Genomic DNA, 24,556 nt, shown 5'->3' on the forward strand with positions numbered 1-24,556 from the left:
GGGAACGACGCGACGACATCCACGAAGCCTTCCTCGGCCTCGCCACCTGCCTCATCACCTACCGACACGTCCAGCGCCTTTGTTAGTACCTCTAAAGCCCGGGGCACGTACAACCACCAACCCGCCTAGCCCAACGGCAAGAGGCGTCGCGCTTAGACCGTGAAGGTTCCCGGTTCGAGTCCGGGGGCGGGCACGCAGAGAACGACGACCAGGCCGACGACATCGAGGGGCGCCATGCGCTGTATTGACTGCACGGAGCCGGCGACCCATCGCCGACGCTGCGAGCGACACCACACGGAGTACGAGAGGCGCCCAAGTGTCCGCACTCGCCGTGCACGGAGCCGACGACGGGCGGATCGGAACGACGCTGCGGCTCGGCTCCGCCGGGTCATCGAGCGGAAGGGACGGGCGTGGTGTGACTGGTGCATGGATGACTTCGCTACGGCGGATGTGGACGTGGACCATGTGCGGCCCCTCTCGATGGGAGGGACCGACACGGACGGCAACGTTCAAGTGCTGTGCCGGGGCTGCCACCGGCTCAAGACGAGCGCGGAGTTTGGTGGTCGGTGAACCTGTGGGGCACGGGAGCAGTTCGGTGCCTTGCAAGGAACGCCGGAACCGCTCGGCCGACTTGGCTCCACCCCCCGGTTCAGGGAGGGTCGCCTACCAGAAGCCGACGCAAGAGTAGGAGTTGGAGTAGAGGAGATCGCCCACGCACACCCGGGCCTGGTAAGGGCTTGCGTCGTAGTACCAGGCGGTCGCGTCGCTGATGGTGTGCACGGCGGAGATCCTGACAAAGGGTGCGCTCGGGCTTTCGCGCCGCTCCAGCCAGCCTTTGCACTGTGTGTCACGGGTGCTCGTGCCAAGCACGAAGGATCCCCGGGCATACGGCGTCCCGCTCCCCTCTTCGAAGCCTGCATCGACCCAGCCGCTGCACCCGACGAACTCGGTGTAGGTGCTTCCCACTTTCCCCTGGTTGGTGATGGAGGCGGCAGAGGAGGGCCCTGTTCCAAGGGCCGTTGCGGTGACTATCGCGCTGGCGATGGCGAACGCGCGTAGCGCGCGAGGTCCGTTCATCGTTCCTGCCTTCTGGCGAGCGTCTGTCGTGGCGGGCTTGTCCGACATGGCGCTAGGGACAGAGGAAGGAAACCGTGCCGGGTTGCACGGTGGGGAGGCGTAAGCCAGCCATAAACCGACACGATCGAACGCCGGGGCGCCTAGCGCTCGCGATCTACTCAGAGCTCAGGGCGCGTCTACCGCTGCGCCCACCACGTCCCCGCTGCACCGGTGGCTGTGGTGATCAGGGCGACGAGCCATCCGGGGATGCGCTGCACGGTTAAGTGCAGTCCGCCAAATCGGAGTTCGAGCGCGGGCGTGCAGTCCTTCGTTCGGCTTGGCTTCATGGGTCCATTAAAGATGAACTCCCCGAAACACCCCGAATACGGACAGTTCGCTACCCCTGATCGGAGGTGCCCCATGCCCCGACGACCCCGCCCCCCCCGTGCTCGGTACCCGGGTGCCCCGAGCTGACTGCGCGTGGTGGCCGCTGTGCCGAGCACCAGCATGAGGCCGAGCGGCTGCGTGGTTCCTCGGCAGAACGGGGCTACACCACACGGTGGCAGCGCATCCGTAAGGCGTACCTGTACCGGAATCCGTGGTGTCTGCTGTGCGGTCACACGGCGACGGTGGCTGACCACTTCCCTTTGTCTCGGCGTGAGCTGGTGGCGCAAGGGGTCGCCGATCCTGACGCGCCGAACCGCTTGCGTCCGCTGTGCACGCAGTGTCACAACCGCGAGACCACGCAACGGCAACCGGGCGGTTGGGCTGCCGCTAATGCGAAGCCAATTCGGGCATAGGGTGCAGCCCGACCAGGGGGGTACTTCCCTCCCTTCGCCTGCCAGATCGGCAGGGAGGCAAAAAACTCGCATGGCTCATTTGAGCGTTCCTGTGGAGAGCCGTGCGCTGATCAATTAACCAACTATGGAAGGAATTTTCTTGACTCTCACTCTTGCCGAATCGGCCAAGCTCACCCTCGACCAGCTTCAGTGTGGCGTAATCGAGACGTTCGTTCAGGAGTCGCCGATTCTCGACCGGCTTCCCCTTGTTCAGGTGGCGGGAAGCGCGTTCAAGTACAACGAGGAGTCCAGCCTTCCTGGCGTGGCCTTCCGTGCGATCAACGAGGCGTACCCGGAGAGCACTGGCACGTTGAACCAGCGTGTCGAGACTCTGGCCATCCTGGGAGGTGACGCCGACGTCGACAAGTTCATCGTCCAGACGCGGGGGAACCTGAACGATCAGCGGGCGATTCAGACTCACAGGTCAAGGCCGCCTCGATCCACTTCGCCGATCAGTTCTTCAACGGCGACGTGGAAGTGAACCCCAAGGGGTTCGACGGCCTGCGCAAGCGGCTGGTCGGGCGCCAGGTCATCGATGCCAAGGGCAAGGGGGCCGTCGCCCACGGGCACGACTTCTTCGATCTGCTCGACACCCTGACGAACCAGGTGCGTGGCATCGATGGCAAGAACGGCGCGCTCTACATGAACGCCGCGCTGCGAGCCAAGATCGCATCCGGTTTCCGGCGGCTCGGTGGCAGTGAACTGCTGAGCATGGACATCGCTGGAAAGCCCACGGTCATGTGGAACGGCATCCCGCTGCTGGACGCCGGCCAGCGTCTCGACGGCAGGGACGTGCTGCCGCTGACGACCGGGACCGGCGGTGCCGAGACGGGCGACATCTACGCAGTTCGTTTCGGCGCGACCGAGGCGGACGCCGGTGTCTCCGGACTCACCAACGGTGGTGTTCAGGTCACCGACCTGGGCGAGTCGCACGACAAGCCCGTCTACCGCACGCGTATCGACTTCTACTGCGGCATCGCGCTCTTCGGAGGCAAGGCAGCCGCCCGCCTCACTGGTGTACTGAACGGATGACGCCGTCATGTGGCCCCTGTTCTCTCTCCTAGCCGGAGAGGGGCATGGGGGCCTTTTCGTTTCCGTACTCGTTGGGCGGTCAGCCGAGCGACGACAGGGCGGACGTCACGAGCGAGCGTGCGGCGGCTCCCCGTGTCGACCCTTGCGACAGTCGGTCGAAGGCTCGTGCGTACAGCTCGATTTGGCTTGGCTGAGTCAGCGTGGACGCGGCGTCCAGGGTGTCCGCGTGCACCCTTGTGTCGTCGAAGATGGTGAAGGTCGGCATGGGCCAGACGGTTCGCTGCGACGAGAACGGGACGATGCCCACGGCCACGTTCTGGAGGTCCATGACCGCTAGGAGGTGACCGAGTTGCGCCGCCATCGTCTCGACGGTACACAGCCGGTAACGCAGGACCGATTCCTCCAGGACGAACGAGAACCGGTGCGCCGCGTTGTTCAGTACCGCGTTTCGTCTCATGCGGACCTTGACTGCCTCTGTCACGTCGTCTGGTGTTCCCCGGAAGTCCGCGATGGACGACAGGAGGGCCGTCGCGTAGCCGGGTGTCTGGAGGAAGCCGGGGATCACGTCGGAGACGTAGACGCGGAAGAGGCGCGTGCGCCGGTACAGGCTCTCCGTGGATTCCTGCACGTGCCGCAGGCCGCCTCGCTGGAGGCGTTTCCATTGGATGTGGGCGTCCGCGGATTGTCTGTTCGCTGCGATGAGGTCCGGCGCCTGGTCGTCGGCTCCGCACGCCTGGCACCATGCCCGGATGTCCGCGTCGGACGGGGGCGTCTTCGCGTTGCCGATGCGGGAGACCTTCGAGTCCGACCATCGCAGTCTGAGAGCCAGCTCCCGCCCACTGATTCCGGCGTCCCTGCGTAGCTCGCGTAGTCGGCCCGCGAGTGCTTCACGAGCCTGCTGGACGCTCGACGAGGGATGTGGGGGCATGGAGCTGGCTGTCCTCAGATCGCGTACAGGTGATGCGGGACGGCCCGGTCCCAGACGGCTTCGAAGGCCGATGCGCAGAGTTTCACCGTCGCCGGGTCATCGGTGATCTCGTCTTCGACCACCGCCCCGTCGCCGGAGAAGTGGTGCACGCGCAGAAGTTTGCCGTCGAAGAGCCAGAAGTCATTGCCGGGGAGGGCGATGTCGGTGGCCCGGCGGCGCGGCAGCCATCGGACGTCCTCGCCGGCCGTGACGTTGGCGTGGGTGACGTAGTGCTCCCACCGGATGTACTCCGTCACGGGTTCGGAGACGATCCGGGCACGACGGATCGACACCCCTCGCGCCACGGTGTCCGTGATCAACTGGTCGTACGGGTGCCACCAGGACACGCGGTCGTCCCAGTCGATGCGCTCGCCGCGCTTCCACGCTTCGAATCTGTCGGTGGACGCGTACGAGTCACGCATCTCCAGGTGTACGGCAGACCGCTCGCACCGGCCCAACAGCTCAGCGAAGCTGGGCACGCTCGATGACATCGCACGCCTCCCGGATCATCGGAATCATGCGGGCCGGAAGCCTGACGATCGCCTCACTGTCGGGCACCGGTCCGTTCGCGGGGCTGCTCGCCTCGCACTGGGCCTGAGTCTCGCTGTCCGGCTTCCAGCCTTGCAACAAGATCTCCTGAGCTTCCGCGTCCGCCCACACCGTCGGGCAGTGATCGCGGTCGGTGTTCGGGTCGATGCCTACGAACTCTACGGCCATGGCTGACTCCCTGGTCCAGGTGATTGCGTGGGCTTGCATGAACCATGCCGACCTGCGATTGGAGCGTCAACGCGCTAATGAGACAAGTGATTTGGCATGCAAACTCATGCAATTTCGTGGAGCTTCCGTCGGGTGTCTTCCTAGCGTCCTCGGCAAGAACGCAGACGGACCGAGGAGACGACGACATGCCCGGCAAGGCTCAGGAGCGTGAAACAGACGCACGGCAGTGGGAGTACACGACCTACGCCCCTTCGGGCGAGGTGTGTCCCGCCTGCGGCAAGCCGATCGCCTCACTCGAACGCTGTCGCCGGGGAACGCTGCGCGAGCCGTCCCAGCCCGACAGGGCCGTCTACCAGCACGTGAAGTGCCCGAAGTGATCTGCCCGGACGGCATCGGCCGGCGCGTCGAGGACGGGGCATGAAGGGTCGGCATCCTCCGTGACGTGATCCGGGACTACGAAGACCCCGCCGAGTTGCCCAGCGAGCGCCGGAAGCGCCCGATGGCGTTCCTGTGGCCCGAGCGCGGCGGGCGGGAGTGGCTGGTCCCGCCCGACCATGTGCGTCGAGCGTGATGGGGCATGGGCCGACAGCGAGGGCTGGCGGCTTCTAGGCTGGCCGACCACGGCGGCGCTCACGGTGTGAAGTTCTATGTGAGTGGCTTGACCCATTCATTGATCTTCACGATGCTCATGAGGGGCAGGATATGACCCGCGGCTCCGACGGGACCGAAGCGGACGCGATACGGGATCTGGCGGCGCGCTGGCTGCCCCTCCTCGGGGGTGGGGACTTCGTCGTGTCGCCCGTCGGGTTGTGGCTGGCGCTCGGGGTGGTGGCGGCGGGGGCGCGGGGGCGGACCGGGGAGGAGTTGCGGGGGCTGCTCGGGGTGGAGGGGGAGGCGGCGGCGGAGGCCGTGACGCGGGTGGGGCGGCGGGTCGCGGCCTTGGACGGGGTCGGGGTGGCTACCGGGGTGTGGAGCGGTGTGCCGGTGCGGGAGGCGTTCCGGCGGGGGGTGTCCGGTGTGCGGTTCGGGGTGTTGCCGTGGGCTGTCCTGTTCGCGCTGCCTGACGAGGTGTTCCCGGCCACGGACGACCTGTCCTTCGGTGAACCTCCCGACTTCCAGGGGGAGGTCGATGCGTGGGTGCGGCGGGTCACGGGTGGGCTGGTGCCGCGGATGCCGGTCGAGCTCGACGGGACCGAGGATCTCGTGCTGCTCAACGTGCTGGCCCTGAAGGCTTCTTGGGCGTCCGCCTTCCCGGGGCGTCTCACTCGTGACGAGCCTTTCACCGACCGGTTCGGCGTCACCCGGTCCGTGCCGACGATGCGGAAGCGGATCCCGGCCGGGTGGGTCTGGTGCGTGGGCGGGGTCACTGTCGTGGAGTTGCCGTGTGGGGGCGTGCGCGTGCGGTTCCTGCTCGGGGGTGAGGGGGACGGGCCCGAGGACGTGCTGCCCGCTGCCTGGGCGGGGGCCGGGGTGCGGCGGGCGCTCGCCGCCGACTCGGTCGATCTCGCCCTGCCGCGGTTCTCGCTCCGTACGACGACCGACGCGCTCCTGCATCTGCCGGCGCTCGGCGTCACCCGGGCCCTGCGTTCCGACGCCGACTTCTCGGGGATCTCCGCGGTGGACCTGTTCATCGGCGGGGTCGCGCAGTCGGCCCTCGTCGACGTCGCCGAGGACGGTGTCGAGGCGGCCGCCGTCACCCAGGTGGCGATGATCCGCGGGTCGGCCCCTCCCCGCCACACCGAGCGGATCGCCTTCGACCGGCCCTTCGGGATCGTCGTGCTCGACGGCGAGGGGGAGCTGCCGCTCTTCGCCGGCTGGCGGTCCAGCGCTCCGTTTGACGATTCCGGTTCGCGAGCGTAGTCCGGAATGAGGGGACCGCTCGGAGAGGAGTCCCGTCATGCTGGGCGACGAGCTGGGAACGATCACGGGTGAGATGACGGGGATGCGCGTGCTGTCCACGGACGGTGGTCATGCCGTCGTGGAGACCTCGTTCAGGGCGACGGGCACGCTCCTCGGCGTGGACGTCAAGGACATGGGGACGTACGAGTCGGTCTCGCGGCCCGACGGCACCCTCTTCGGTGAGGGGCACGGCGTCAGCATGACCCAGGCCGGGGACACGATCACCTGGCACGGCAGCGGTGTCGGACGGTTCACCGAGTCCGGCGGGGTGAGCTGGCGGGGCGCCCTCTTCTACGAGACCGCCTCCACCGAGTTCACCCGGCTCAACGGGATCGCCGGACTGTTCGAGTTCGAGACCGAGGAGAGCGGGAAGGTGTACGGCACGCTCTACGAGTGGAAGTAGCCCATGGTCCCTCCGGTCCCTCTGGTTCCTCAGTCCACGACGCGGGCCAGCAGCAGGCCGTCGTAGCCCTTCGTGCCGACCGTCTGGAGGGCCGTCGCGTCGAGGCGCGGTTCCGCGGCGACGAGGTCGAACATCGCGCGGGTGCCGGTGATCGCCTCGTCGTCCGGGTGCGGGGTGGCGACCCTGCCGTTCCGCACCACGTTGTCGACGATGATCACCGTGCCCGGGCGGGAGAGCTTCAGGGCCCATGCCACGTAGTGCGGGTTGTTGACCTTGTCGGCGTCGATGAAGACGAGGTCGAAGGGGCCCGCGCCCTCCGTCTCCAGCTGCGGCAGGGTGTCCAGGGCCGCGCCCGTGCGGACCTCGACGGTCTTGTCGAGGCCGGCGCGGGCGATGTTGGCGCGGGCGACGTCCGCGTGGGCCGGGGAGTACTCCAGGGTGATCAGCCGGCCGTCGGCGGGCAGTGCGCGGGCCAGCCAGATCGTGCTGTAGCCGCCGAGGGTGCCGATCTCCAGGATCTTCCGCGCGCCCTGCGTCCGGGCGAGCAGGTGGAGCAGTTTGCCCTGGTTGGGGGCGACGGCGATCTCCGGCAGGCCCGCAGCCGTGGAGTCGGCGAGCGCGGCCGTGAGCGCCTCGTCGGCGGGGGCGATCGTGTCGGTGAAGTACTGGTCCACCGCGGTCCACTGAGGGTTCGTCATGCCGTCGAACGTATACCGGGGGAGGGTCGCGAGCGGCGCCTTTTCACCCGTACGGCCAGCAGCGCCGCGAGCAGCGGGACGGCGGCGACCGTCAGGAGCCAGACCGGGACGCCGCCGCCGACGGTGAGCAGCCGGTCGGTGTACTCGACCTGGCGGTACGGGGTGTCGGCGACGGTCCGCAGGTGGTGGTCGTCGTCGATGCGTTCGGGGCGGGGGAAGTGCTGTTCCAGGACCGTCAGGCGGACGGGCGCGTCGCCCGTGAGGCCCGCGACCGCTCCCTCCGGGTGCTCGATGCGGCCCGCGAAGGTCACCTCGGGGCGGTCGCCGCCGATGGGGGAGCGGGGCTCCATCCGGTGCTCGGCGAGGACGTACAGGCCGAGGGTCTGCGGTGTCCGCGCGAGGCGGGAGAGCCGCATGGGGTAGACGAGTTCGGGGGAGGCGAAGCCGATCCGCAGCGGGGTCAGCTCGCCGTAGAGGGCCGCGCCCTTCTCCCGCGGGGCCAGGCGGACGGCGACGTACTCCCACTTCCGGTCGACGTACGGCCGGAGCGCGCCGGTGAGGCGTTCGGGCAGTTCGAAGCCGTTGGTGCGCAGCCAGTCGCCGAGGGCCTCGGGGTCGGTGGCGGTGAGCCGGGCGACGTCGAAGGGGCCGAGCCGTTCGCGGCCGACGACGCCGACGCCGGAGCCCGCGCCGGGCGGGGCGGCGGCGGCTCCGTCGCCGTAGCCGTGGTCGAAGGGCCAGTCGCCCTCGCGCGGCCAGAAGTAGGAGCGGTCGCGCTGCTCGGGCTCGGCGAGCTCGTCGAGCTCGTCGAAGAGCGCCGGGTCGCCGAGGGTGACGTCGGCGCGGCCCGGCACCGGCATGATCCAGGCCGCCCGACGGGCGTTCCCGTGCACGTGGAAGCGCATGACGACGGTCTCGGTGCGGCCGTCCCAGCGGACGGCCGACTCCTCCCGGTCGACGCCGATGCGCTCGGACCTGTCCGGGATCATCGCGCCGCAGCCGCAGGCGTAGGCCGGTGCGACGAGCGAACCGAGCTGGAGCGCCAGCAGCGCGATGACGACGGTCAGGATGTTTCTCTGTGTCCCCCGCATGCGGGGTCAGACGTGGCCGGTCGCGTTCCGGTTCCGCGGGGACGGGCTGTACGGGTCATGCGTTCCGGTTCCGTACGGGCGTGTCACGCCGAGGTGCGGACCTGGAGTTCCTTCACCCCGTTCAGCCAGGCCGCCCGCAGCCGGCGTGGTGCGCCGACGAGGGTGAGGTCGGGCAGGGTGTCGGCGAGGGCGTTGAAGATCAGCTCGATCTCCTTGATCGCGAGGGACTTGCCGAGGCAGAAGTGGGGTCCGCCGCCGCCGAAGCCGAGGTGGGGGTTGGGGTCGCGGGTGATGTCGAAGCGTTCGGGGTCGGTGAAGACCTCGGGGTCGTTGTTGGCGGAGGAGTAGAAGAGGCCGATCCGGTCGCCCTTGCGGATCTTCTGCCCGCCGAGTTCGGTGTCCTGGGTCGCGGTCCGCTGGAAGGAGACGACCGGGGTCGCCCAGCGGACGATCTCCTCGGCGGCGGTCGCGGGCCGCTCGCGCTTGAAGAGCTCCCACTGGTCGGGGTGGGTGAGGAAGGCGTGCATGCCGTGGCTGATGGCGTTGCGCGTGGTCTCGTTGCCGGCGACGGCGAGCAGCAGCACGAAGAAGCCGAACTCGTCGGAGGAGAGGTTTCCCTGGCCCTCGGCGGCGACGAGCTGCGACACGATGTCCTGGGCCGGGCACTCCTTGCGGGCGGCGGCCATGTTCATCGAGTAGCCGATGAGCTCCATGGCGGCCTCGGCGCCGATCTCCTCGGTGATGGCGTACTCGGGATCGTCGTACGCGACCATCTTGTTCGACCAGTCGAAGATCCGGGAGCGGTCCTCCTGGGGGACGCCGATGAGTTCGGCGATGGCCTGGAGGGGGAGTTCGACGGCGACCCGGGTGACGAAGTCGAAGGTGCCGTCGGCGCCCGCGCCGCGCTTCGCCTCCTCGACGATGGCCCGCGCGCGCTCGCGCAGGGCGGTCTCCAGGTTCCGGATGGCGCGGGGGGTGAAGCCGCGCTGGACGATCTGGCGGACCCGGGTGTGCTCGGGCGGGTCCATGTTGAGCATGATCAGCTTCTGGACCTCGATCTGGTCCCGGGTGATGTGCTCGTTGAAGCGGATGACGGCGGTGTTCTCGTTCGAGGAGAACAGCTCGGGGTGGGTGGAGACGTACTTGACGTCCGCGTGGCGCGTCACCGCCCAGTACCCGCCGTCCGCGAAGCCGGTGACGCCGGCCGGCTGGGGGCACCACCACACGGGCGCGGTCTGCCGAAGCCGGGCGAACTCCGGGAAGGGGACCCGGTCCTGGAGCAGGTCGGGGTCGGTGGCGTCGAACCCCTCGGGGAGCCCTTCCGGGAGACCGTCCGGGAGACCTTCGGGGAGATGGGGGCAGGCCATCGGCAACACTCTCCATATCTGATGGACCATCAGAAGTTGCCGCGAAAGTTAGTAACGAGTTCTACAAGTAGCAAGGGTCGGGGCGGGAACTGTTGCCTCCCGGACCCTTGCGTACCGGCGGTAGCAGTCATAAGACTGCACTCAGAACTAGAACGCGTACTAGTTCCCCCGTGACGCCGACCGACCGGGGTGCCGGGACACCCCGTCCGGTCGAGGAGAGGACGAGCTCATGGCCGCGGAACCCGTCATCGTCGAAGCCGTACGCACCCCCATCGGCAAGCGCGGAGGCGCGCTCGCCAACCTCCACCCCGCCTACCTCCTGGGCGAGACCTACCGCGAACTCCTCGGCCGCACCGGCATCCACGCCGACTGCGTCGAGCAGATCGTCGGCGGTACGGTCACCCACGCCGGCGAGCAGTCCATGAACCCGGCGCGCACGGCCTGGCTCACCATGGGCCTGCCCTACGAGACGGCCGCCACCACCGTCGACTGTCAGTGCGGCTCCTCGCAGCAGGCCAGCCACATGGTCGCCAACATGGTCGCGGCCGGGGTCATCGACATCGGGATCTCCTGCGGCGTCGAGGCCATGTCCCGCGTCCCGCTCGGCTCCGGCTCCAAGCACGGCCCCGGCAAGCCGTTCCCCGACGAGTGGAACGTCGACCTGCCCAACCAGTTCGAGGCCGCCGAGCGCATCGCCCGCCGCCGCGGCCTCACCCGTGAGCGCGTCGACTCCCTCGGCCTGCTCTCCCAGGAGCGCGCCGCGACCGCCTGGGCCGAGGAGCGCTTCAAGCGCGAGACCTTCGCCGTCCAGGTCCCCACCACCGAGGCCGAACAGGCCGCCGGACAGGGCATGTGGCGGCTCGTCGACCGCGACGAGGGCCTGCGCGACACCAGCATGGAGGGCCTGGCCCGCCTCAAGCCCGTCATGCCCACGGCGATCCACACCGCCGGGAACTCCTCCCAGATCTCCGACGGCGCCTCCGCCGTCATGTGGGCCTCCAAGCGCATGGCCCGCGCCCTGAAGCTCAAACCCCGGGCCCGGATCGTCGCCCAGGCCCTCGTCGGCGCCGACCCCCACTTCCACCTCGACGGGCCGATCGACGCGACCCGGGCGGTGCTCGGGAAGGCCGGGATGTCGCTCAAGGACATCGACCTCGTCGAGATCAACGAGGCCTTCGCGTCAGTGGTGTTGAGCTGGGCGCAGGTCTTCGACCAGGACCTGGAGAAGGTCAACGTCAACGGCGGCGCCATCGCCCTCGGCCACCCCGTCGGCGCCACCGGCGCCCGGCTCATCGCCACCGCCCTGCACGAACTGGAGCGCACCGACAAGGAGTTCGCGCTCATCACCATGTGCGCGGGCGGGGCGCTCGCGACCGGGACGATCATCCAGCGGCTCTGACCGCCTGCTCCACGAGGGCGGAGAGGTACGCGGCGGCCTTCGGCGACTCCTGCGCCAGGGCCGCCGCCTGGCCGGCCCAGAGGTTCACGTACTCGGGCCGGCCCTGCTCCGCCGCCGCCCGCCGCACCGGCCCCATCAGCGCGTTCTGCACGGGATACGGCGGTACGAGCTCCTCGTGGGCGGCCATGTCCCGGACGAAGCCGTTCGGGATGCCGCGCGCCGTGCGCCCCGAGAAGAGCCGGGTGAGCACGGTCGTCCGCGCCTCCGGGGTGCCGAGGAGCCGTCGGTGCACCTCGCTCGCCCCCGACTCGCGCGCGGCCAGGAAGCCCGTCCCGACCTGGACGGCGTCCGCGCCGAGCGCGAGCGCGGCGGCGACCCCGCGCCCGTCGGCGATCCCGCCGGCCGCGACCACCGGGACCGACACCGCGTCCGCCACCTGCGGGACGAGGGAGAAGGTGCCGACCAGGGACTCCCGGACGGGACGCAGGAACGCTCCCCGGTGGCCGCCCGCGTCGCTGCCGGAGGCCACGACCGCGTCCACCCCGGCCGCCTCCAGGGCCACCGCCTCCTCCACCGTCGTCGCCGTGCCGACCACGACGATCCCGCGCCGCCGGGCCTCGGCGACCAGGCGGCGCGGCGGCAGGCCCATGACCAGGCTGATCACCGGAGGGGCGGCCGCGATCAGGGCGTCCAGCTGCGCGTCGAAATCGGGCCGGGCCCGGACGTCCTCGGCGCTCGGCGGACGGACGCCCAGCTCCTCGTAGTACGGACGGAGCCGCTCGACGTGCTCGGCGAGCGCGTCGGCCGGGAGACCGGTCGGCTCGCCCTCCTGCGGCACCCACAGGTTCACGGCGAAGGGCCGGCCGGTCGCGGCGCGGAGCTCGGCCACGAGCGCGGTGATCTCCTCGGGGGTGTGGATGTGCGCCCCGTACGAGCCGAGGCCGCCGCCCTCGGAGACGGCCGCGGCCAGCTCGACGGAGGAGAGACCCCCGCCGAAGGGGCCCTGGACGACGGGGAGCGGGATCCCGACGAGCTCGCCGAAACGGCCGGGCGGGAGGACGGGAGCGGTGGAAGCGGTGGGGGCGGGGCGCGCGGACACGGGCAACCTCCGAAGCGGGTCGCGGCGGGGCCGTCCGATGGGGCCGCCGCCGTCGGTGCCAGGAACCCTAGACGAGGCTAGACGACCGGTCTACTAAAACGGGAGATGCGGAAAACGCCGCAGGCCCCGCCCCTCCGTGCGGAGGGCGGGGCCTTGCGGATGCGCGGTGCGGCAGTGGCGCTGGGTGTTTCTCAGTACCAGCCGTTGGCCTGCCAGAACGCCCAGGCGGCGTTCGGGGAGCCGTAGCGCTCGTTCATGTAGTTGAGGCCCCACTTGATCTGGGTGGCCGCGTTGGTCTTCCAGTCGGAACCGGCCGAGGACATCTTCGAGGCCGGCAGGGCCTGGACGAGACCGTAGGCGCCGCTGGCCGAGTTGGTCGCGCTGGGGTTCCAGCCGGACTCGTGCTCGACGATCTTGCTGAACGACGCGTACTGCGAGGCGGGGACGATCTGACGAGCGAGCTCCTGCGGGCTGGAGGCCGAAGCCGAGCCCGTCGTGCCCAGCACCGCACCCGACGCACCCAGCAGCACGGCTGCGGACACGGCGATCTTCTTGTTGCGGGCAGAGACACGAGTGGTGAGCGAGCGGATCAAGGTATCGACCTAACGTCGGGGACAAGGGTCGCGCCAGGCGTTTTCGGCAAGCCGGAACCAGAGCCCGGGAGCCCCGGGAGCTGGAGGGAACCGGCCGGCCGTGGTGCTGCGATGAGCACCGGCTGCCTGGCGACGTCCACCAGACAAGCAGGGCCGGAACGCCGATGCAACGACCCCCTGTACGAGGCAGGTTCGGACCAGGGGGGTGGGGGAGGGTGCGGCGGTGTGCGGTGTTTCCGCAGGTCATGAGGTGGTGTGGGGTGGTTTGGAGCGGTCTGCCGGTCTACTATTTCGGTTCGTACGTGATGTAGGTCCTATGGGGCGCCTCACTCGCGGAGGGCTCTTCCGGGGCCTCGAATGTGACCTGGGCCTCGAAGTTCGCCCGCCGCGTGGCCCGCCGCAGCGCCCGCAGGAGCGTGCCGCCGACGGTCAGGGTGAGGACGACCGTGAGAGCGGCGCGGCCGAGGTCCCAGCCGAGGGAGGTGGCGAGGACGTAGGCGAGGAAACGGACCAGGTTCTCGTGCAGCGGAGCACCCGGCACGAAGGAGATCCCGCTGCTCAGGCCCTGGAGCAGGACCCAGCCCTGCAGATTCATGACCGTGCCGTACGCGAACGCCGCCACGAATCCGTACGCGGACAGCATCAGCAGCTCGGCCCGCCCCCGCAGCCCGCCCGGGCCCGGCAGCAGCCCCGCGCCCATCGTGAACCAGCCCATCGACAGCATCTGGAACGGCATCCACGGGCCCACCCCGCCCGTGAGCAGCGCCGACGCGAACATCGTCACCGAGCCCAGGACGAAGCCGAACCCCGGCCCCAGGACCCGGCCGCTCAGCACCATCAGGAAGAACATCGGCTCCAGACCGGCCGTCCCCGCCCCCAGCGGGCGCAGCGCCGCCCCCACCGCGGCGAGCACCCCCAGCATCGCCACCGCCTTCGCGTCCATCCCGCAGTCCGCGATCGTCGCCACCACCACCGCGACCAGGAGCGGCAGCAGCGCGGCGAACAGCCACGGCGCGTCCCCGGCGTGCGAGGTCACGGCCGAACCGGCGTCCGCGAAGAGGGGCCAGCAGAAGGCGAGCACCCCCACGAGGGAGACGAGGGCGAGTGCCGCGACCGAGCGGGGGCCCAGGCGGACCGGGCGGGTCGACTCGGCTCCGCTCACAGCGCCGCCTCCACCTGTTCCACCGTGAGCCACGGCTGCGGGGCCAGGATCTTCGCCACCTGCGGCGAGAACGCGGGCGACGACACGACGACCTCGGCCGTCGGCCCGTCCGCCACGACCTCGCCGTCCGCGATGATCACCACCCGGTGCGCCAGCTCCGCCGCCAGCTCCACGTCATGCGTCGCCAGCACGATCGCGTGCCCCTCCGCCGCGAGGCTCCGCAGCCGGGCGACCAGCCGGGCCTTCGCCGCGTAGTCCAGACCACGGGTCGGCTCGTCGAGGAGGAGCAGCGGCGGGCGGCCGGACAACACCACGGCCAGCGCGAGCGCCAGCCGCTGGCCCTCCGACAGGTCACGCGGGTGCGTGTCGTCCGCGACCCCCGGCAGCAGCTCCTCCACCAGCGCCCGGCAGGTCCCGTCCACCGCGCCCGCGTCCGCGTCCGCTGCCGCGCACTCGGCGCCGACCGTCTCCGCGTACAACAGATCCCTCGGCTCCTGCGGCACCAGCCCCACCTGTCGGATCAGCTCCCGCGGTGCCGTGCTGTGCGGGGCCCGCCCCGCGACCCGGACCGTCCCGCCCGTCGGCTCGATCATGCCCACGAGCGTGGAGAGCAGCGTGGACTTCCCGGCCCCGTTCCGCCCCATGAGCGCGACGGTCTCGCCGGGGGCGACCCGGAGGTCGACGCGACGGAGGGCCTCGACGCGGCCCCGGCGGACGCCGAGGCCTTCGACGAGGACCAGGGGGGTGGGGGTGGGGTCGGGTGCGGCGGGCCGGGTGCGGCGCCGCAGGAAGGGGAGGATTCCCCCACCCCGCCCCTTCCCGAAACCGGGGCTCCTCCCCGGCCCCCGAGGCGCGGGAGCGTCCTCGCTCCCGGACACGGGGGCGCTGCCCCCGGACCTCCGCGCCTCAAACGCCGGCGGGGCTGGATTTCGGGCGGGGTGGGGGAGAAGCCCCGCAGGGACACGTCCCTCCAGTCGCTGCTTCAGCGGCGCCGCCCGTCGCCGCGCGTCCCGCACCGTCAGCGGCAGCGGGTCCCAGCTCGCGAGTCGGCCCAGGGCGACCACCGGAGGGTGTACCGGGGAGATGGACATGATCTCGGCAGGGGGGCCCATGACGGCCTCCGGGAGGAGGAGGACCTGGTCCGCGTACTGGACGACGCGTTCCAGACGGTGTTCCGCGAGGAGGACCGTGGTGCCGAGGTCGTGGACCAGGCGTTGGAGGACGGCGAGGACGTCTTCGGCGGCGGAGGGGTCGAGGGCGGAGGTCGGTTCGTCGAGGACGAGGACTTTGGGGTGGGGGGTGAGGACGGAGCCGATGGCGACCCGTTGGCGCTGGCCGCCGGAGAGGGTGGCGATGGGGCGGTCGCGGAGTTCGGCGAGGCCGAGGAGGTCGAGGGTCTCCTCGACCCGGCGGCGCATCACGCCCGGTGCGAGGCCGAGGGACTCCATGCCGTAGGCGAGCTCGTCCTCGACGGTGTCGGTGACGAAGTGGGCGGACGGGTCCTGGCCCACCGTGCCGACCAGGTCCGCGAGCTCGCGCGGCGGATGGGTGCGGGTGTCGCGGCCGTCGACGGTGACGCGCCCGGTGAGGGTGCCGCCCGTGAAGTGGGGGACGAGGCCCGAGACGGCGCCGAGGAGGGTCGACTTGCCTACGCCCGACGGGCCGACGAGGAGTACGAGCTCGCCCTCGGGGACCGTGAGGTTCACGTTCCGCAGGGTCGGCCCGGCGTCCTCCTCGTAGCGCACCGAGACGTTCTCGAAGCGGATCACGGGTTCTCCTTGGGAACGGGTGCGACGAACGCCGGTACCAGGCCCACGAGGACCGACACCGCCGGCCACAGCGGAAGCTCCGGCGCCTCCAGGGGGACGACCCCGGGGTGCAGCGCCTCAGGGGCGTAGGCGTTCGCCCAGATCATCAGGGCCGCGACCGCCACTCCGGAGCCCGAGACCAGCCAGGCCCGTGCGCCCCAGCGGTCGGGCCGGTAGCGGGTGCGGACGGTTCGGCGGCCGCCGAGTCGGAGCCCGGCCATCGCGGCGACGAGCCCGGCGCCGAGGAGGGGAAGCCCGTAGCCCGCGCCCTCCGCCGCCAGTAGCCCGTACGAGCCCGCGCACACGCCGAGGAGGCCCCCCAGAGTCAGGACGTTCGTGGTGCGGCGTACGGAGGCGGGGACCTGGGCCGTGCGGCCGTACCCCCGCGCGTCCATCGACGCCGCGACCGCGATCGACCGCTCCAGGGCTCCCTCCAGGACCGGCAGCCCGATCTGGAGCACCGCCCGGACCCCGCCCGTGGGCCGGCCGCGCAGTCGGCGGGCGGTCCGCAGCCGGGCGACGTCGGCGACCATGTTCGGCGCGAAGGTCATCGCCACGACGACGGCGACCCCGGCCTCGTACAGCGCACCCGGCAGCGACTTCAGCAGCCGCGCCGGGTTGGCCAGCGCGTTCGCGGCGCCCACGCAGATCAGCAGGGTCGCCAGTTTGGCGCCGTCGTACAGCGCGAACACCAGTTGCTCGGCCGTCACCCGGCCCCCGATCCGCACCCCTTGCGCCCAGTCGGGCAGCGGCACCTCGGGGAGGGTGAACAGTTCGTGCTCACCGGGGACGGGGGAGCCGAGGAGCAGGGAGAAGACGACCCTCAGCGCGACGACGAACAGGCCCAGCTTCACGAACGCGCCGTACGAGCGGGCCCAGGGCGCGTCCGTGCGCCGGGCCGCCACCACGTAACCGGCCACCCCGACGAGCAGTCCGAGCAGCAGCGGGTTGGTGGTCCGGGAGGCGGCGACGGCCAGGCCGAGCGCCCACAGCCACCACGCGCCCGCGTGCAGGGCGTTGGCCCGGCTCGCGACGGGTGCCGAGAACACGCCGACGCCGCCCCCGCCGACACGGGCACCGGCGACGGGCGCCGACTCCGTGGACGCACGACGCGCCGACGCCGTGAACACGCTCCGGGCCGTACTCATCCGCGCCGGCGGGCCTTCCAGATCGCCGCCCCGCCGAGCGCCAGGACGGCCGCCCCGCCCGCGAGGACGCCGAAGGACGGGCCGCCGCCCCCGTCGGATTCCTGGGCAGCGGCCTTCGGGGGAGCCGACGCCGTCGCCCCCACCTCCACCTGCTCGCCACAGCCCCGCGCCGGGTAGCCCGCGATCCCGCACAGCATGGCCACGCTGTCGTACCGCAGCGGCTTCGCCACCACGGCCAGCGCCTCCGCGGCCGTCGCGTCCTCGCGGACCTCCGCGCAGCCGGCCTCGACCGGCTTCTTCGGCGAGGTCTCCCCGGACGGCGCGTCGGTGGGGCCGCCGAAGTCGACGACGACCGCGATCCGCTTGGTGCCGTCCTTCTTCTCCACGCCCCCGCAGATCCCCGAGAAGTCGGGGGCGACGGAGGGGCGGGAGGTGTCGTCCGTGCCGTTGCTGACCGCGAAGCGGAAGCCGATCGCGTCGCCGTCGGCGGGCCGGGCGCTCGCCGGGCCCAGCGTGGCGTACGTCCAGGGCTTGCCGCCGTCGCTCTCCCAGAACGACCAGTAGCGGTAGCCGGCCGCCTGCGCCGGGGCCGCCGCGGCCAAGGCCAGGAGCGCTCCCGCCGCGGCGCCCGCGATCCGCGCGCGGCTCACTTCTTGCGGCCGCTGATGAGGAAGCCGATGCCGACGCCGACGACCGTGCCGATGCCGATGATCCACCAGACGTCGAAGCCGGACTCGTCGTCGCTGGTGGAGGCGGCGGAGGTGTCCGGGGCCTTGGGCGCGGGGCCGGTGGCGTTGAGCTGCTCGACGAGGTCCGCCGTGCCGAACTCGCGCGGGTCGGTCTCCGTCGCGCGGGCCGCCAGGATCAGCTGCGCGTAGGCGGCCGGGCCGTTCTCCTTCGCCCAGGCGGTGGAGTTCTTCTCCAGCCACGCGAGCGCCGGCTCGGCCTCCTTCGTGGCACCGGCGGCGGCGAGCGCGACCACGGCGTCGGCGGTGTTGCCGATGTCGGGCTGCTCGGTGGTGTCGGTGGCGCCCGGCATCGGCGGCAGGGTGAGGTGCCCGGTCTTCGCGAGGGCCTTCGCCAGGTAGGAGGCGCCGTTCAGCGCGGCCCGCTCGACGGTCGGCTTCGACAGGTCGTGGCAGACGGGCGGCTGCTGGGGGGAGGCCTTGGTGGCGACGATGCTCTTGCCGAGCGCGGCGAGGGTGGACGCGGCGGTGGCGTCGGCGTTGGCGAGGAGCTTGCCGGTCTTGTCCGGCTGGTACGCGAACGCCCCGGCGCCGTCCTTGTCGGAGCAGGGCAGGGCGAAGGAGAGGAGCGCGTCGTACGGGGTGCGGCCCTCGGCGGAGGTGAACGAAGCGGGCCGCACGCCGATCGCGGCGAGCGCGCCGACGACGACCGAGGTGGAGTTGGCGTCGCTCGCGCCGCCGGCGCCGTAGCCCCAGCCGCCGTCCTTGTTCTGCACGGTCCGCAGCCAGTCGGAGCCGGACTTGACGGCCTTGTCGATCTTCTCCGGGGCGGCGGCCTGGCCGCGCACGGCGCGCAGCGCCTGGACGGCGACGGCGGTGGCGTTGGTGTCCCGCATCGTCCTGGGGTCGCAGGGCTTCGTCACGTCCGCGCGGTACGAGGCGAACGAGCCGTCGGCGCACTGCTGGCCGAGCAGCCAGTCCACGGCCCGGTCGGCGGGCTGGTAACCGGTGGCGCGCTGGGCGAGGAAGGCGAGCGACTGGCGCCAGACACCGTCGTACGTCGGGTCCTTCGTGCCGTACAGGCCGGTCCCGGAGGCACCGGCGGAGGCGGACGGGGAGGGCGCGGCGACGGCCGGAACGGCTGCTGCGGTGCCGAGCGCGGCTGCGGCGGCGGCGAGCGCGGCGGCGCCGCGGCGGACGGTGTTCATGGGGCCCTCTCCTGCGGCCGGGCACCGGCACGCCTCGGGGGCACCAGGCTCCGGCTCCGTATTCCTCGACGGTGCCGGCGGTCATGTCCCGGGCGGGGCATTCCGACTCACCGACCTCCGGAATCTCCGGGGGGAGACGGTTCACGGCTGCGGGTCAGTGCCGGATTTCCACCGGCTTCCCCCCGTACGGGCATGATGACGACGCGCCCACTCTACCGGCCCGTACGCCCGCCGCCCCGGGGGTGGGAGGCGCCTCACACCGGGGCGGGAGCGGGTTCGCCGAGGCGCTGCCGGGGAGCGGACCGCTGTGCCATGCTGGCGCCGCCACGACAACATGCCGACGGCGTCTTCACGGGGGTGCGGAATGCGGGCGTTGACCGAGAGCGACCCGCGGGGGATCGGTCCCTACCGGCTCCTCTACCGGCTGGGCGAGGGCGGCATGGGCCGCGTCTACCTGGGCCGCTCGCGGGGTGGCCGCACGGTCGCGCTCAAGGTGGTGCACGGCGCGCTCGCCGGTGACCCGGGCTTTCGCACGCGCTTCGCCCGGGAGGTGCGGGCCGCCCAGTCGTTGCGCGGCGCCGGCACGGTCCCGGTCCTCGACGCCGACCCGGACGCGGAGGTGCCCTGGCTGGCCACCGCGTACGTGCCGGGCCCCGCGCTCTCCGAGGCGGTCCTGGCGCACGGACCGCTCCCCGAACCGGCCCTCTGGCGGCTGCTCTCCGGCCTCGCGCACGCCCTCGACGGCGTGCACCGGGCGGGGCTCGTGCACCGGGACGTCAAACCGTCCAACGTGCTGCTCTCGCTGTCCGGCCCCCTGCTCATCGACTTCGGCATCGCACGCTCCGCCGACGAGACGGCCCTGACGGGGACGGGCCTGGTCGTCGGATCGCCCGGTTTCATGTCGCCGGAGCAGGCGGAGGGGCGGACGGTCGGGCCCGACGCGGACCTCTTCTCGCTCGGCGCGGTGCTCGCGTTCGCGGCGACCGGCCGCGGGCCCTTCGGCGGCGGTTCGGTGGCGGAGCTTCTGTACCGGCTCGTCCACCACGAGCCCGACCTCGCCGGGGTCGACGGGCCGTTCGCGGAGCTCGTACGGCGCTGTCTGTCCAAGCGGCCGGACGACCGCCCACCGGTGACCGAGCTCGCCGCGCTCGCGGACCCCCACCGGGAGGAGTCGGGGAGCTGGCTCCCGGCGCCCGTGGTCGCGGCCATCGCGCAGAAGGCGGAGGAACTGCTCAACGCGGAGGCGGAGTTCGAGCCGGAGCCGGAGCGGGAGCCTGCGGCGGGGCTTTCGGTGGACCGGGACCGGGAGCGGGAGCGGGACCGGGAGCCTGAGCCGGGGCTTTCCGAGGCTCCGGAGCGGGGGCCGGAGCCCGATCCCGATCCCGATCCGGAGCCCCGGCCGGTCGCGCCGGACGCCGCCGCCGAACCGGGGCCGGCCGCCGCCACCGTCGCCCGGCCGCGTACCGGGCCGCCCCGGACGGCCGTCCTGCCCGCCCAGGCTCTCGCGCCGGAGCCCGCGCCGACGCCCGTCCGGGCGCGCGCCGCGCGGCCCTCCGCGCCGACACCCGCCCGGGCTCCCGCGCCGACACCCGCCCGGGCCCCCGCGCCGACACCCGCCCGGGCCCCCGCGGTGCCGCGTGCCCGTGCCGCCGTTCGCGGTCCGGGCGCCGCGCCGCGGGTCCGGGCCGCCTCGGCGGGGGCGCCGTCGACGGGGGTGCCGTCGGCCCAGGCGCGCGCCGCGCGCCCGTCCGCGCCGACGCCCGCCCGGTCCTCCGCCACGCCCGCCCGGTCCTCCGCGACGCCCCGTGACCGCGCGGCCGTCCGGGGGCCGGTCGCCGGGGTGCGGGCGCGGGCCACCGCGACGGGGGTGCCGTCGGCGCGGGAGCGTGCCGTGCGGGTGTTGGTCACGGGTCTGGGGAGGCCGATGCTGGGGCTGTTCTACCTGGTGCCGATGGTGGCCTTCCTCGTCGGCGGGGCCGATCTGATGGACAAGGCGGTGGAGCACCCTTCGCTCTCCGACCAGGCGCAGGGCCCGTACCAGTGGGCGATGGACGACTGGTGGCGCGGCCCCGCGACGCTGCTCCTGATCGCCGCGATGGTCGGATTCCAGGGCTACCGGGGGCGGCTGCTCACGGTCTCGCCCGGTCGGGTCCGGCTGTGGGCGGCCGGGATCGCCCTGTACTGGATCGCGCTGATCGCCGTACTGACGCTGCACGTCCTCTGGTTCCTCTTCGTCGACGGCGGTTACGACCACTGGGACGGCGGGGGGCAGCACTGGTTGTGGTGGGTGGCGGGTCCGGCGATGCTGCTCGGCGGCGGCATCTCCCCGCTGGTCCTGGTGATGGCGCTCAGGCGCCTCTTCAAGGCGTGAGGCGGGGCCTCACACCGCGATGTACGTGACCGGGTCCGAGCCCGGCACGGACTCCGCGCGGCCGAGCTTCACCAGGCGGCGGAGGTGGGCCTCGGCCTCGCTGACGGCGATGTTGCGGGAGCCGTAGGGGATCTGTTCCCAGGGGCGGTTCCACTCCATGCGCTCGGCGAGCTGCCAGGGGGTGAGCGGGGTGGCGAGGAGGCGGATGAGGCCGGTGAGGCGCTCCTCGTGGTGGTCGAGGAGTTCGCGGACCCGGCCGGCGGCGTCGGTGAAGGCGTACTGGTGGGCGGGGAGGACCTCGGCGACGCCGAGGCGGCCGATCCGTTCGAGGGAGTCGAGGTAGTCGCCGAGGGGGTCCGTCGCGGAGGGGGGTCCCCCCTGCTCGAACGAAGTCGAGAGCTTGGGGGAGTCGTCGGGGTCCTCGTACAGGCCGATGTGCGGGGAGATCCCGGGCAGCAGGTGGTCGCCGGAGAAGAGCCGGCCGTGGCCGGGCAGCCGGGAGGGGTGCTCCTCCTCCAGGTGGAGGCAGACGTGCCCGGGGGTGTGCCCGGGGGTCCAGATCGCGCGGAGGCGCCGTCCGGCCAGGTCGAGGAGCTCGCCGGGGACGATCTCGCGGTCGGGGAGGGCCGAGCGGAGACCGGGCAGGGTCCGCATCCGGCCGGCGTCGCGGGCGGCGCGCAGCGGGGCGATGTGGTCCTCGGGGGCGCCGACGGCGGCGAGTTTCCGGGCGAGGTAGTCGAACCAGGTGCCGGGTTCGGACGTGCGGGTGCGGCGGACGACGGCCGTGTCGGCGGCGTGCATGGCGATCCAGGCCCCGGACTCCTCGCGGACGCGGCCGGAGAGCCCGTGGTGGTCGGGGTGGTGGTGGGTGATGACGACCCCGTGCACCTCCCGGACGGAGAGGCCCAACGCGTCGAGCCCGCCCGCCAGTTCGTCCCAGGAGGCCGGGTCGTCCCAGCCCGTGTCGACGAGGACCGGGCCGCGGTCGGTGTCGAGGACGTGGACCAGGGTGTGGCCCAGCGGATTGTCCGGGATGGGCACCCGCAGGGACCAGACGCCTCCGCCGTGCTCGGTCACCTGGGGCACCTGTGTCATGAGCGTCCTCGTCTCTGCGTACCGGTACGACCATTGCCCACCATAACTAGAACTGGTATCAGTTCTGAAGCACCGTCAGGAACATCGTGGGAACTTCAACGGGCAATTCCATCTCCTCGGGAGGCAGCGGTCATGACCGAGCTTGTGGAGCACGGAAAGCTGTTCATCGGCGGGGAGTTGACCGACCCGCTCGGCGACGGGGTCATCGAGGTGATCTCCCCGCACACCGAGCAGGTCATCGGCCGGGTCCCGCACGCCTCCGAGGCCGATGTGGACCGGGCCGTGGCCGCCGCCCGCGCGGCCTTCGACCACGGGCCGTGGCCGCGGATGACGGTGGAGGAGCGGATCGCGGTCGTCACCCGGATCAAGGACGCGATCGCCGTCCGGTACGAGGAGATCGGCCGGGTCATCAGCGCGCAGAACGGCTCCCCGTACTCCTGGTCCGTCCTCGCGCAGGCGCTCGGCGCGATGATGGTCTGGGACGCGGCGATCACCGTCGCGCGGGACTTCTCGTACGAGGAGCGGCGGGGCGGGGTCCTCGGGCCGCTGCTGGTGCGGAGGGAGCCGGTCGGGGTGGTGGCGGCCGTGGTCCCGTGGAACGTGCCGCAGTTCACCGCGGCCGCCAAGTTGGGGCCCGCGCTGCTCGCGGGCTGCACGGTGGTGCTCAAGCCCTCGCCGGAGTCGCCGCTCGACTCGTACGTCCTCGGGGAGATCGCGGCGGAGGCGGGGCTCCCGGAGGGGGTGCTGTCGATCCTGCCCGCCGATCGGGAGGTCAGCGAGTACCTGGTCGGCCACCCCGGTGTCGACAAGGTCTCCTTCACCGGCTCGGTCGCCGCCGGCAAGCGGGTCATGGAGGTCGCCTCCCGCAACCTGACCCGCGTCACCCTCGAACTGGGCGGCAAGTCGGCCGCCGTGATCCTGCCGGACGCGGACCTGGAGACCGCCGTCGCCGGGATCGTCCCGGCGGCCTGGATGAACAACGGGCAGGCGTGCGTGGCCCAGACCCGCATCCTCGCGCCGCGCTCGCGGTACGACGAGATCGCCGAGGCCCTCGCGGCGGCGGCCGGCGCGCTCGTCGTCGGCGACCCGCTCGACCCGGCCACCCAGGTCGGCCCGCTCGTCGCACGGCGCCAGCAGCAGCGCTCCCTCGACTACATCGCCATCGGCCAGGCGGAGGGCGCGAAGGTCCTCACCGGCGGCGGCCGCCCGGACGGCCTCGACCGGGGCTGGTACGTCGAGCCGACGCTCTTCGGCGACGTCGACAACTCCATGCGGATCGCCCGCGAGGAGATCTTCGGCCCGGTCATCTGCCTCCTGCCGTACGGGGACGAGGCCGAGGCCCGCCGGATCGCGAACGACTCCGACTTCGGGCTCAGCGGCAGCGTCTGGACCGGTGACGTCGAGCACGGCATCGACTTCGCCCGCCAGGTCCGCACCGGCACCTTCAACGTCAACACCTTCAGCCTCGACATGCTCGGCCCCTTCGGCGGCTACAAGAACTCGGGCGTGGGACGGGAGTTCGGCCCCGAGGGCTTCGGCGAGTACCTGGAGCACAAGATGATCCACCTTCCCGGCGGTTACGAGGGCGGCGCGTGATGGGCGACCGCTGGCGCGTCGAGGTCGACCGGAGCGTCTGCATCGGCTCCGGCATGTGCGTCAACCACGCCCCCGACGGCTTCCGGCTCGACACCGCCCGCCAGTCCCACCCGGTGTCCCCGGAGACGGACGCGGGCGAACGCCTCCTCGCGGCGGCCGAGGGCTGCCCGGTGGAAGCCATCCTCATCACCCTGGCGGACGGCGGGGAGCCGGTGTACCCGCCGGAGGAGTGACCGGGGAGTCGCGCCGGTCTGTCGTTCCCACGTGCAAAACTAGGCCCCTTGATCACGGGGGCAAGGGGCCTTCGTGCGCGCGGAGTCGG

The 24,556-nt window shown here is 71.9% G+C and carries 23 protein-coding genes, 1 tRNA gene, 1 pseudogene and 1 riboswitch; of the genes and pseudogenes, 10 read left to right on the plus strand and 15 right to left on the minus strand.

The window, feature by feature from the left end:
* Positions 1-120 precede the first annotated feature (120 nt).
* Together ACFYUS_RS33260 and ACFYUS_RS33265 are read left to right on the plus strand one after the other, a co-directional pair.
* Positions 121-193 (plus strand) — tRNA-Leu (locus ACFYUS_RS33260).
* A 233-nt stretch (positions 194-426) separates the two neighbouring features.
* Positions 427-570 carry an HNH endonuclease gene (locus ACFYUS_RS33265; protein WP_388860717.1) on the plus strand — a complete coding sequence of 48 codons (144 nt, stop codon included), beginning with the start codon at positions 427-429 and terminating at the stop codon, positions 568-570.
* Between the two features lie 93 nt (positions 571-663).
* Here ACFYUS_RS33265 and ACFYUS_RS33270 read toward each other — a convergent pair whose 3' ends face one another.
* Positions 664-1,125, minus strand: a complete 462-nt coding sequence (locus tag ACFYUS_RS33270; RefSeq protein ID WP_388860720.1) for a hypothetical protein — start codon at positions 1,123-1,125, stop codon at positions 664-666.
* 855 nt (positions 1,126-1,980) lie between these two features.
* Between ACFYUS_RS33270 and ACFYUS_RS33275 the strand changes: the two are divergent.
* Positions 1,981-2,927: pseudogene (locus ACFYUS_RS33275) on the plus strand (major capsid protein).
* A 79-nt stretch (positions 2,928-3,006) separates the two neighbouring features.
* Here the strand turns inward: ACFYUS_RS33275 and ACFYUS_RS33280 are convergent.
* From ACFYUS_RS33280 to ACFYUS_RS33290, 3 genes are read right to left on the minus strand one after another with little or no spacing between them, the layout of a single operon-like run.
* On the minus strand, positions 3,007-3,855 hold the full coding sequence (locus ACFYUS_RS33280) for a helix-turn-helix domain-containing protein (RefSeq protein WP_388860723.1): 849 nt from the start codon (positions 3,853-3,855) through the stop codon (positions 3,007-3,009).
* 14 nt (positions 3,856-3,869) lie between these two features.
* Positions 3,870-4,385, minus strand: a complete 516-nt coding sequence (locus tag ACFYUS_RS33285; protein ID WP_388860726.1) for a DUF6879 family protein — start codon at positions 4,383-4,385, stop codon at positions 3,870-3,872.
* Positions 4,357-4,611, minus strand: a complete 255-nt coding sequence (locus tag ACFYUS_RS33290) for a hypothetical protein (RefSeq protein ID WP_388860729.1) — start codon at positions 4,609-4,611, stop codon at positions 4,357-4,359. Before ACFYUS_RS33290 ends, ACFYUS_RS33285 begins: the two co-directional genes overlap by 29 nt.
* A gap of 185 nt (positions 4,612-4,796) precedes the next feature.
* On the opposite strand from ACFYUS_RS33290, the gene ACFYUS_RS33295 reads away from it, so the two are divergent.
* From ACFYUS_RS33295 to ACFYUS_RS33305, 3 genes are all read left to right on the plus strand, one after another.
* Positions 4,797-4,988: a hypothetical protein gene (locus ACFYUS_RS33295; protein ID WP_383167423.1), complete on the plus strand. Its 192-nt coding sequence runs from the start codon at positions 4,797-4,799 to the stop codon at positions 4,986-4,988.
* A gap of 325 nt (positions 4,989-5,313) precedes the next feature.
* On the plus strand, positions 5,314-6,471 hold the full coding sequence (locus tag ACFYUS_RS33300) for a serpin family protein (RefSeq protein WP_388860732.1): 1,158 nt from the start codon (positions 5,314-5,316) through the stop codon (positions 6,469-6,471).
* A gap of 37 nt (positions 6,472-6,508) precedes the next feature.
* Positions 6,509-6,913, plus strand: a complete 405-nt coding sequence (locus tag ACFYUS_RS33305) for a hypothetical protein (protein WP_388860735.1) — start codon at positions 6,509-6,511, stop codon at positions 6,911-6,913.
* Between the two features lie 29 nt (positions 6,914-6,942).
* On the opposite strand, the gene ACFYUS_RS33310 is transcribed toward ACFYUS_RS33305, so the two are convergent.
* The 3 genes from ACFYUS_RS33310 to ACFYUS_RS33320 form a co-directional block, all read right to left on the minus strand.
* Positions 6,943-7,611, minus strand: coding sequence for an O-methyltransferase (locus ACFYUS_RS33310; protein WP_388860738.1), 669 nt, complete (start codon positions 7,609-7,611; stop codon positions 6,943-6,945).
* Positions 7,608-8,702 carry a DUF2330 domain-containing protein gene (locus ACFYUS_RS33315; protein ID WP_388860740.1) on the minus strand — a complete coding sequence of 365 codons (1,095 nt, stop codon included), beginning with the start codon at positions 8,700-8,702 and terminating at the stop codon, positions 7,608-7,610. Before ACFYUS_RS33315 ends, ACFYUS_RS33310 begins: the two co-directional genes overlap by 4 nt.
* Positions 8,703-8,785: 83 nt before the next feature.
* Complete coding sequence (locus tag ACFYUS_RS33320; RefSeq protein WP_388860743.1) at positions 8,786-10,069, minus strand: cytochrome P450; 1,284 nt, start codon at positions 10,067-10,069, stop codon at positions 8,786-8,788.
* Positions 10,070-10,298: 229 nt separating this feature from the next.
* Between ACFYUS_RS33320 and ACFYUS_RS33325 the strand changes: the two genes are divergently transcribed.
* Positions 10,299-11,468, plus strand: coding sequence for a steroid 3-ketoacyl-CoA thiolase (locus tag ACFYUS_RS33325; protein ID WP_388860746.1), 1,170 nt, complete (start codon positions 10,299-10,301; stop codon positions 11,466-11,468).
* Here ACFYUS_RS33325 and ACFYUS_RS33330 read toward each other — a convergent pair.
* The 7 genes from ACFYUS_RS33330 to ACFYUS_RS33360 form a co-directional block, all read right to left on the minus strand.
* A complete protein-coding gene (locus ACFYUS_RS33330) occupies positions 11,452-12,567 on the minus strand; it encodes an NAD(P)H-dependent flavin oxidoreductase (protein WP_388860750.1) in 1,116 nt (371 codons plus the stop codon). The two genes, ACFYUS_RS33325 and ACFYUS_RS33330, sit on opposite strands and share 17 nt — an antisense overlap.
* Before the next feature lie 191 nt (positions 12,568-12,758).
* The gene (locus tag ACFYUS_RS33335; RefSeq protein WP_388860753.1) at positions 12,759-13,160 is read right to left on the minus strand and encodes a transglycosylase SLT domain-containing protein; all 402 of its coding nucleotides are present in this window, start codon (positions 13,158-13,160) and stop codon (positions 12,759-12,761) included.
* Between the two features lie 286 nt (positions 13,161-13,446).
* Positions 13,447-14,322, minus strand: a complete 876-nt coding sequence (locus ACFYUS_RS33340) for an ECF transporter S component (protein WP_388860756.1) — start codon at positions 14,320-14,322, stop codon at positions 13,447-13,449.
* On the minus strand, positions 14,319-16,091 hold the full coding sequence (locus tag ACFYUS_RS33345; protein ID WP_388860759.1) for an ABC transporter ATP-binding protein: 1,773 nt from the start codon (positions 16,089-16,091) through the stop codon (positions 14,319-14,321). The genes ACFYUS_RS33340 and ACFYUS_RS33345 overlap by 4 nt, the downstream gene beginning before the upstream one ends.
* A complete protein-coding gene (locus ACFYUS_RS33350) occupies positions 16,088-17,179 on the minus strand; it encodes an energy-coupling factor transporter transmembrane protein EcfT (protein WP_388861155.1) in 1,092 nt (363 codons plus the stop codon). Before ACFYUS_RS33350 ends, ACFYUS_RS33345 begins: the two co-directional genes overlap by 4 nt.
* A 95-nt stretch (positions 17,180-17,274) precedes the next feature.
* Positions 17,275-17,928, minus strand: a complete 654-nt coding sequence (locus ACFYUS_RS33355; protein ID WP_388860761.1) for an SCO2322 family protein — start codon at positions 17,926-17,928, stop codon at positions 17,275-17,277.
* The gene (locus ACFYUS_RS33360; RefSeq protein ID WP_388860764.1) at positions 17,925-19,172 is read right to left on the minus strand and encodes a prenyltransferase/squalene oxidase repeat-containing protein; all 1,248 of its coding nucleotides are present in this window, start codon (positions 19,170-19,172) and stop codon (positions 17,925-17,927) included. The genes ACFYUS_RS33355 and ACFYUS_RS33360 overlap by 4 nt, the downstream gene beginning before the upstream one ends.
* Positions 19,173-19,246: 74 nt before the next feature.
* Positions 19,247-19,397, minus strand: a riboswitch (cobalamin riboswitch).
* A gap of 148 nt (positions 19,398-19,545) precedes the next feature.
* On the opposite strand from ACFYUS_RS33360, the gene ACFYUS_RS33365 reads away from it, so the two are divergent.
* The gene (locus ACFYUS_RS33365) at positions 19,546-21,543 is read left to right on the plus strand and encodes a protein kinase (RefSeq protein WP_388860767.1); all 1,998 of its coding nucleotides are present in this window, start codon (positions 19,546-19,548) and stop codon (positions 21,541-21,543) included.
* A gap of 9 nt (positions 21,544-21,552) precedes the next feature.
* Here the strand turns inward: ACFYUS_RS33365 and ACFYUS_RS33370 are convergent, their stop codons facing one another.
* Entirely contained in the window at positions 21,553-22,638 is a 1,086-nt protein-coding gene (locus ACFYUS_RS33370) for an MBL fold metallo-hydrolase (RefSeq protein ID WP_388860770.1), read from the minus strand.
* A gap of 132 nt (positions 22,639-22,770) precedes the next feature.
* On the opposite strand from ACFYUS_RS33370, the gene ACFYUS_RS33375 reads away from it, so the two are divergent.
* Together ACFYUS_RS33375 and ACFYUS_RS33380 are read left to right on the plus strand one after the other, a co-directional pair.
* Entirely contained in the window at positions 22,771-24,234 is a 1,464-nt protein-coding gene (locus tag ACFYUS_RS33375; protein ID WP_388860773.1) for an aldehyde dehydrogenase, read from the plus strand.
* Positions 24,234-24,467, plus strand: a complete 234-nt coding sequence (locus ACFYUS_RS33380) for a ferredoxin (RefSeq protein WP_388860776.1) — start codon at positions 24,234-24,236, stop codon at positions 24,465-24,467. Before ACFYUS_RS33375 ends, ACFYUS_RS33380 begins: the two co-directional genes overlap by 1 nt.
* The last annotated feature ends 89 nt before the right edge of the window (positions 24,468-24,556 follow it).

It is taken from the genome of Streptomyces sp. NPDC004284, assembly GCF_042874035.1.
GTDB lineage: Bacteria > Actinomycetota > Actinomycetes > Streptomycetales > Streptomycetaceae > Streptomyces.

Bases quoted from the DNA above. Each gene is read 5' to 3' on its own strand.
- ACFYUS_RS33370 (WP_388860770.1), bottom strand. From the start codon at position 22,638: ATGACACAGGTGCCCCAGGTGACCGAGCACGGCGGAGGCGTCTGGTCC.
- ACFYUS_RS33295 (WP_383167423.1), top strand. From the start codon at position 4,797: ATGCCCGGCAAGGCTCAGGAGCGTGAAACAGACGCACGGCAGTGGGAG.
- ACFYUS_RS33280 (WP_388860723.1), bottom strand. From the start codon at position 3,855: ATGCCCCCACATCCCTCGTCGAGCGTCCAGCAGGCTCGTGAAGCACTC.
- ACFYUS_RS33265 (WP_388860717.1), top strand. From the start codon at position 427: ATGGATGACTTCGCTACGGCGGATGTGGACGTGGACCATGTGCGGCCC.
- ACFYUS_RS33325 (WP_388860746.1), top strand. From the start codon at position 10,299: ATGGCCGCGGAACCCGTCATCGTCGAAGCCGTACGCACCCCCATCGGC.
- ACFYUS_RS33285 (WP_388860726.1), bottom strand. From the start codon at position 4,385: ATGTCATCGAGCGTGCCCAGCTTCGCTGAGCTGTTGGGCCGGTGCGAG.
- ACFYUS_RS33320 (WP_388860743.1), bottom strand. From the start codon at position 10,069: ATGGCCTGCCCCCATCTCCCCGAAGGTCTCCCGGACGGTCTCCCGGAA.
- ACFYUS_RS33300 (WP_388860732.1), top strand. From the start codon at position 5,314: ATGACCCGCGGCTCCGACGGGACCGAAGCGGACGCGATACGGGATCTG.
- ACFYUS_RS33360 (WP_388860764.1), bottom strand. From the start codon at position 19,172: ATGAACACCGTCCGCCGCGGCGCCGCCGCGCTCGCCGCCGCCGCAGCC.
- ACFYUS_RS33310 (WP_388860738.1), bottom strand. From the start codon at position 7,611: ATGACGAACCCTCAGTGGACCGCGGTGGACCAGTACTTCACCGACACG.
- ACFYUS_RS33270 (WP_388860720.1), bottom strand. From the start codon at position 1,125: ATGTCGGACAAGCCCGCCACGACAGACGCTCGCCAGAAGGCAGGAACG.
- ACFYUS_RS33375 (WP_388860773.1), top strand. From the start codon at position 22,771: ATGACCGAGCTTGTGGAGCACGGAAAGCTGTTCATCGGCGGGGAGTTG.
- ACFYUS_RS33380 (WP_388860776.1), top strand. From the start codon at position 24,234: ATGGGCGACCGCTGGCGCGTCGAGGTCGACCGGAGCGTCTGCATCGGC.
- ACFYUS_RS33305 (WP_388860735.1), top strand. From the start codon at position 6,509: ATGCTGGGCGACGAGCTGGGAACGATCACGGGTGAGATGACGGGGATG.
- ACFYUS_RS33315 (WP_388860740.1), bottom strand. From the start codon at position 8,702: ATGCGGGGGACACAGAGAAACATCCTGACCGTCGTCATCGCGCTGCTG.
- ACFYUS_RS33290 (WP_388860729.1), bottom strand. From the start codon at position 4,611: ATGGCCGTAGAGTTCGTAGGCATCGACCCGAACACCGACCGCGATCAC.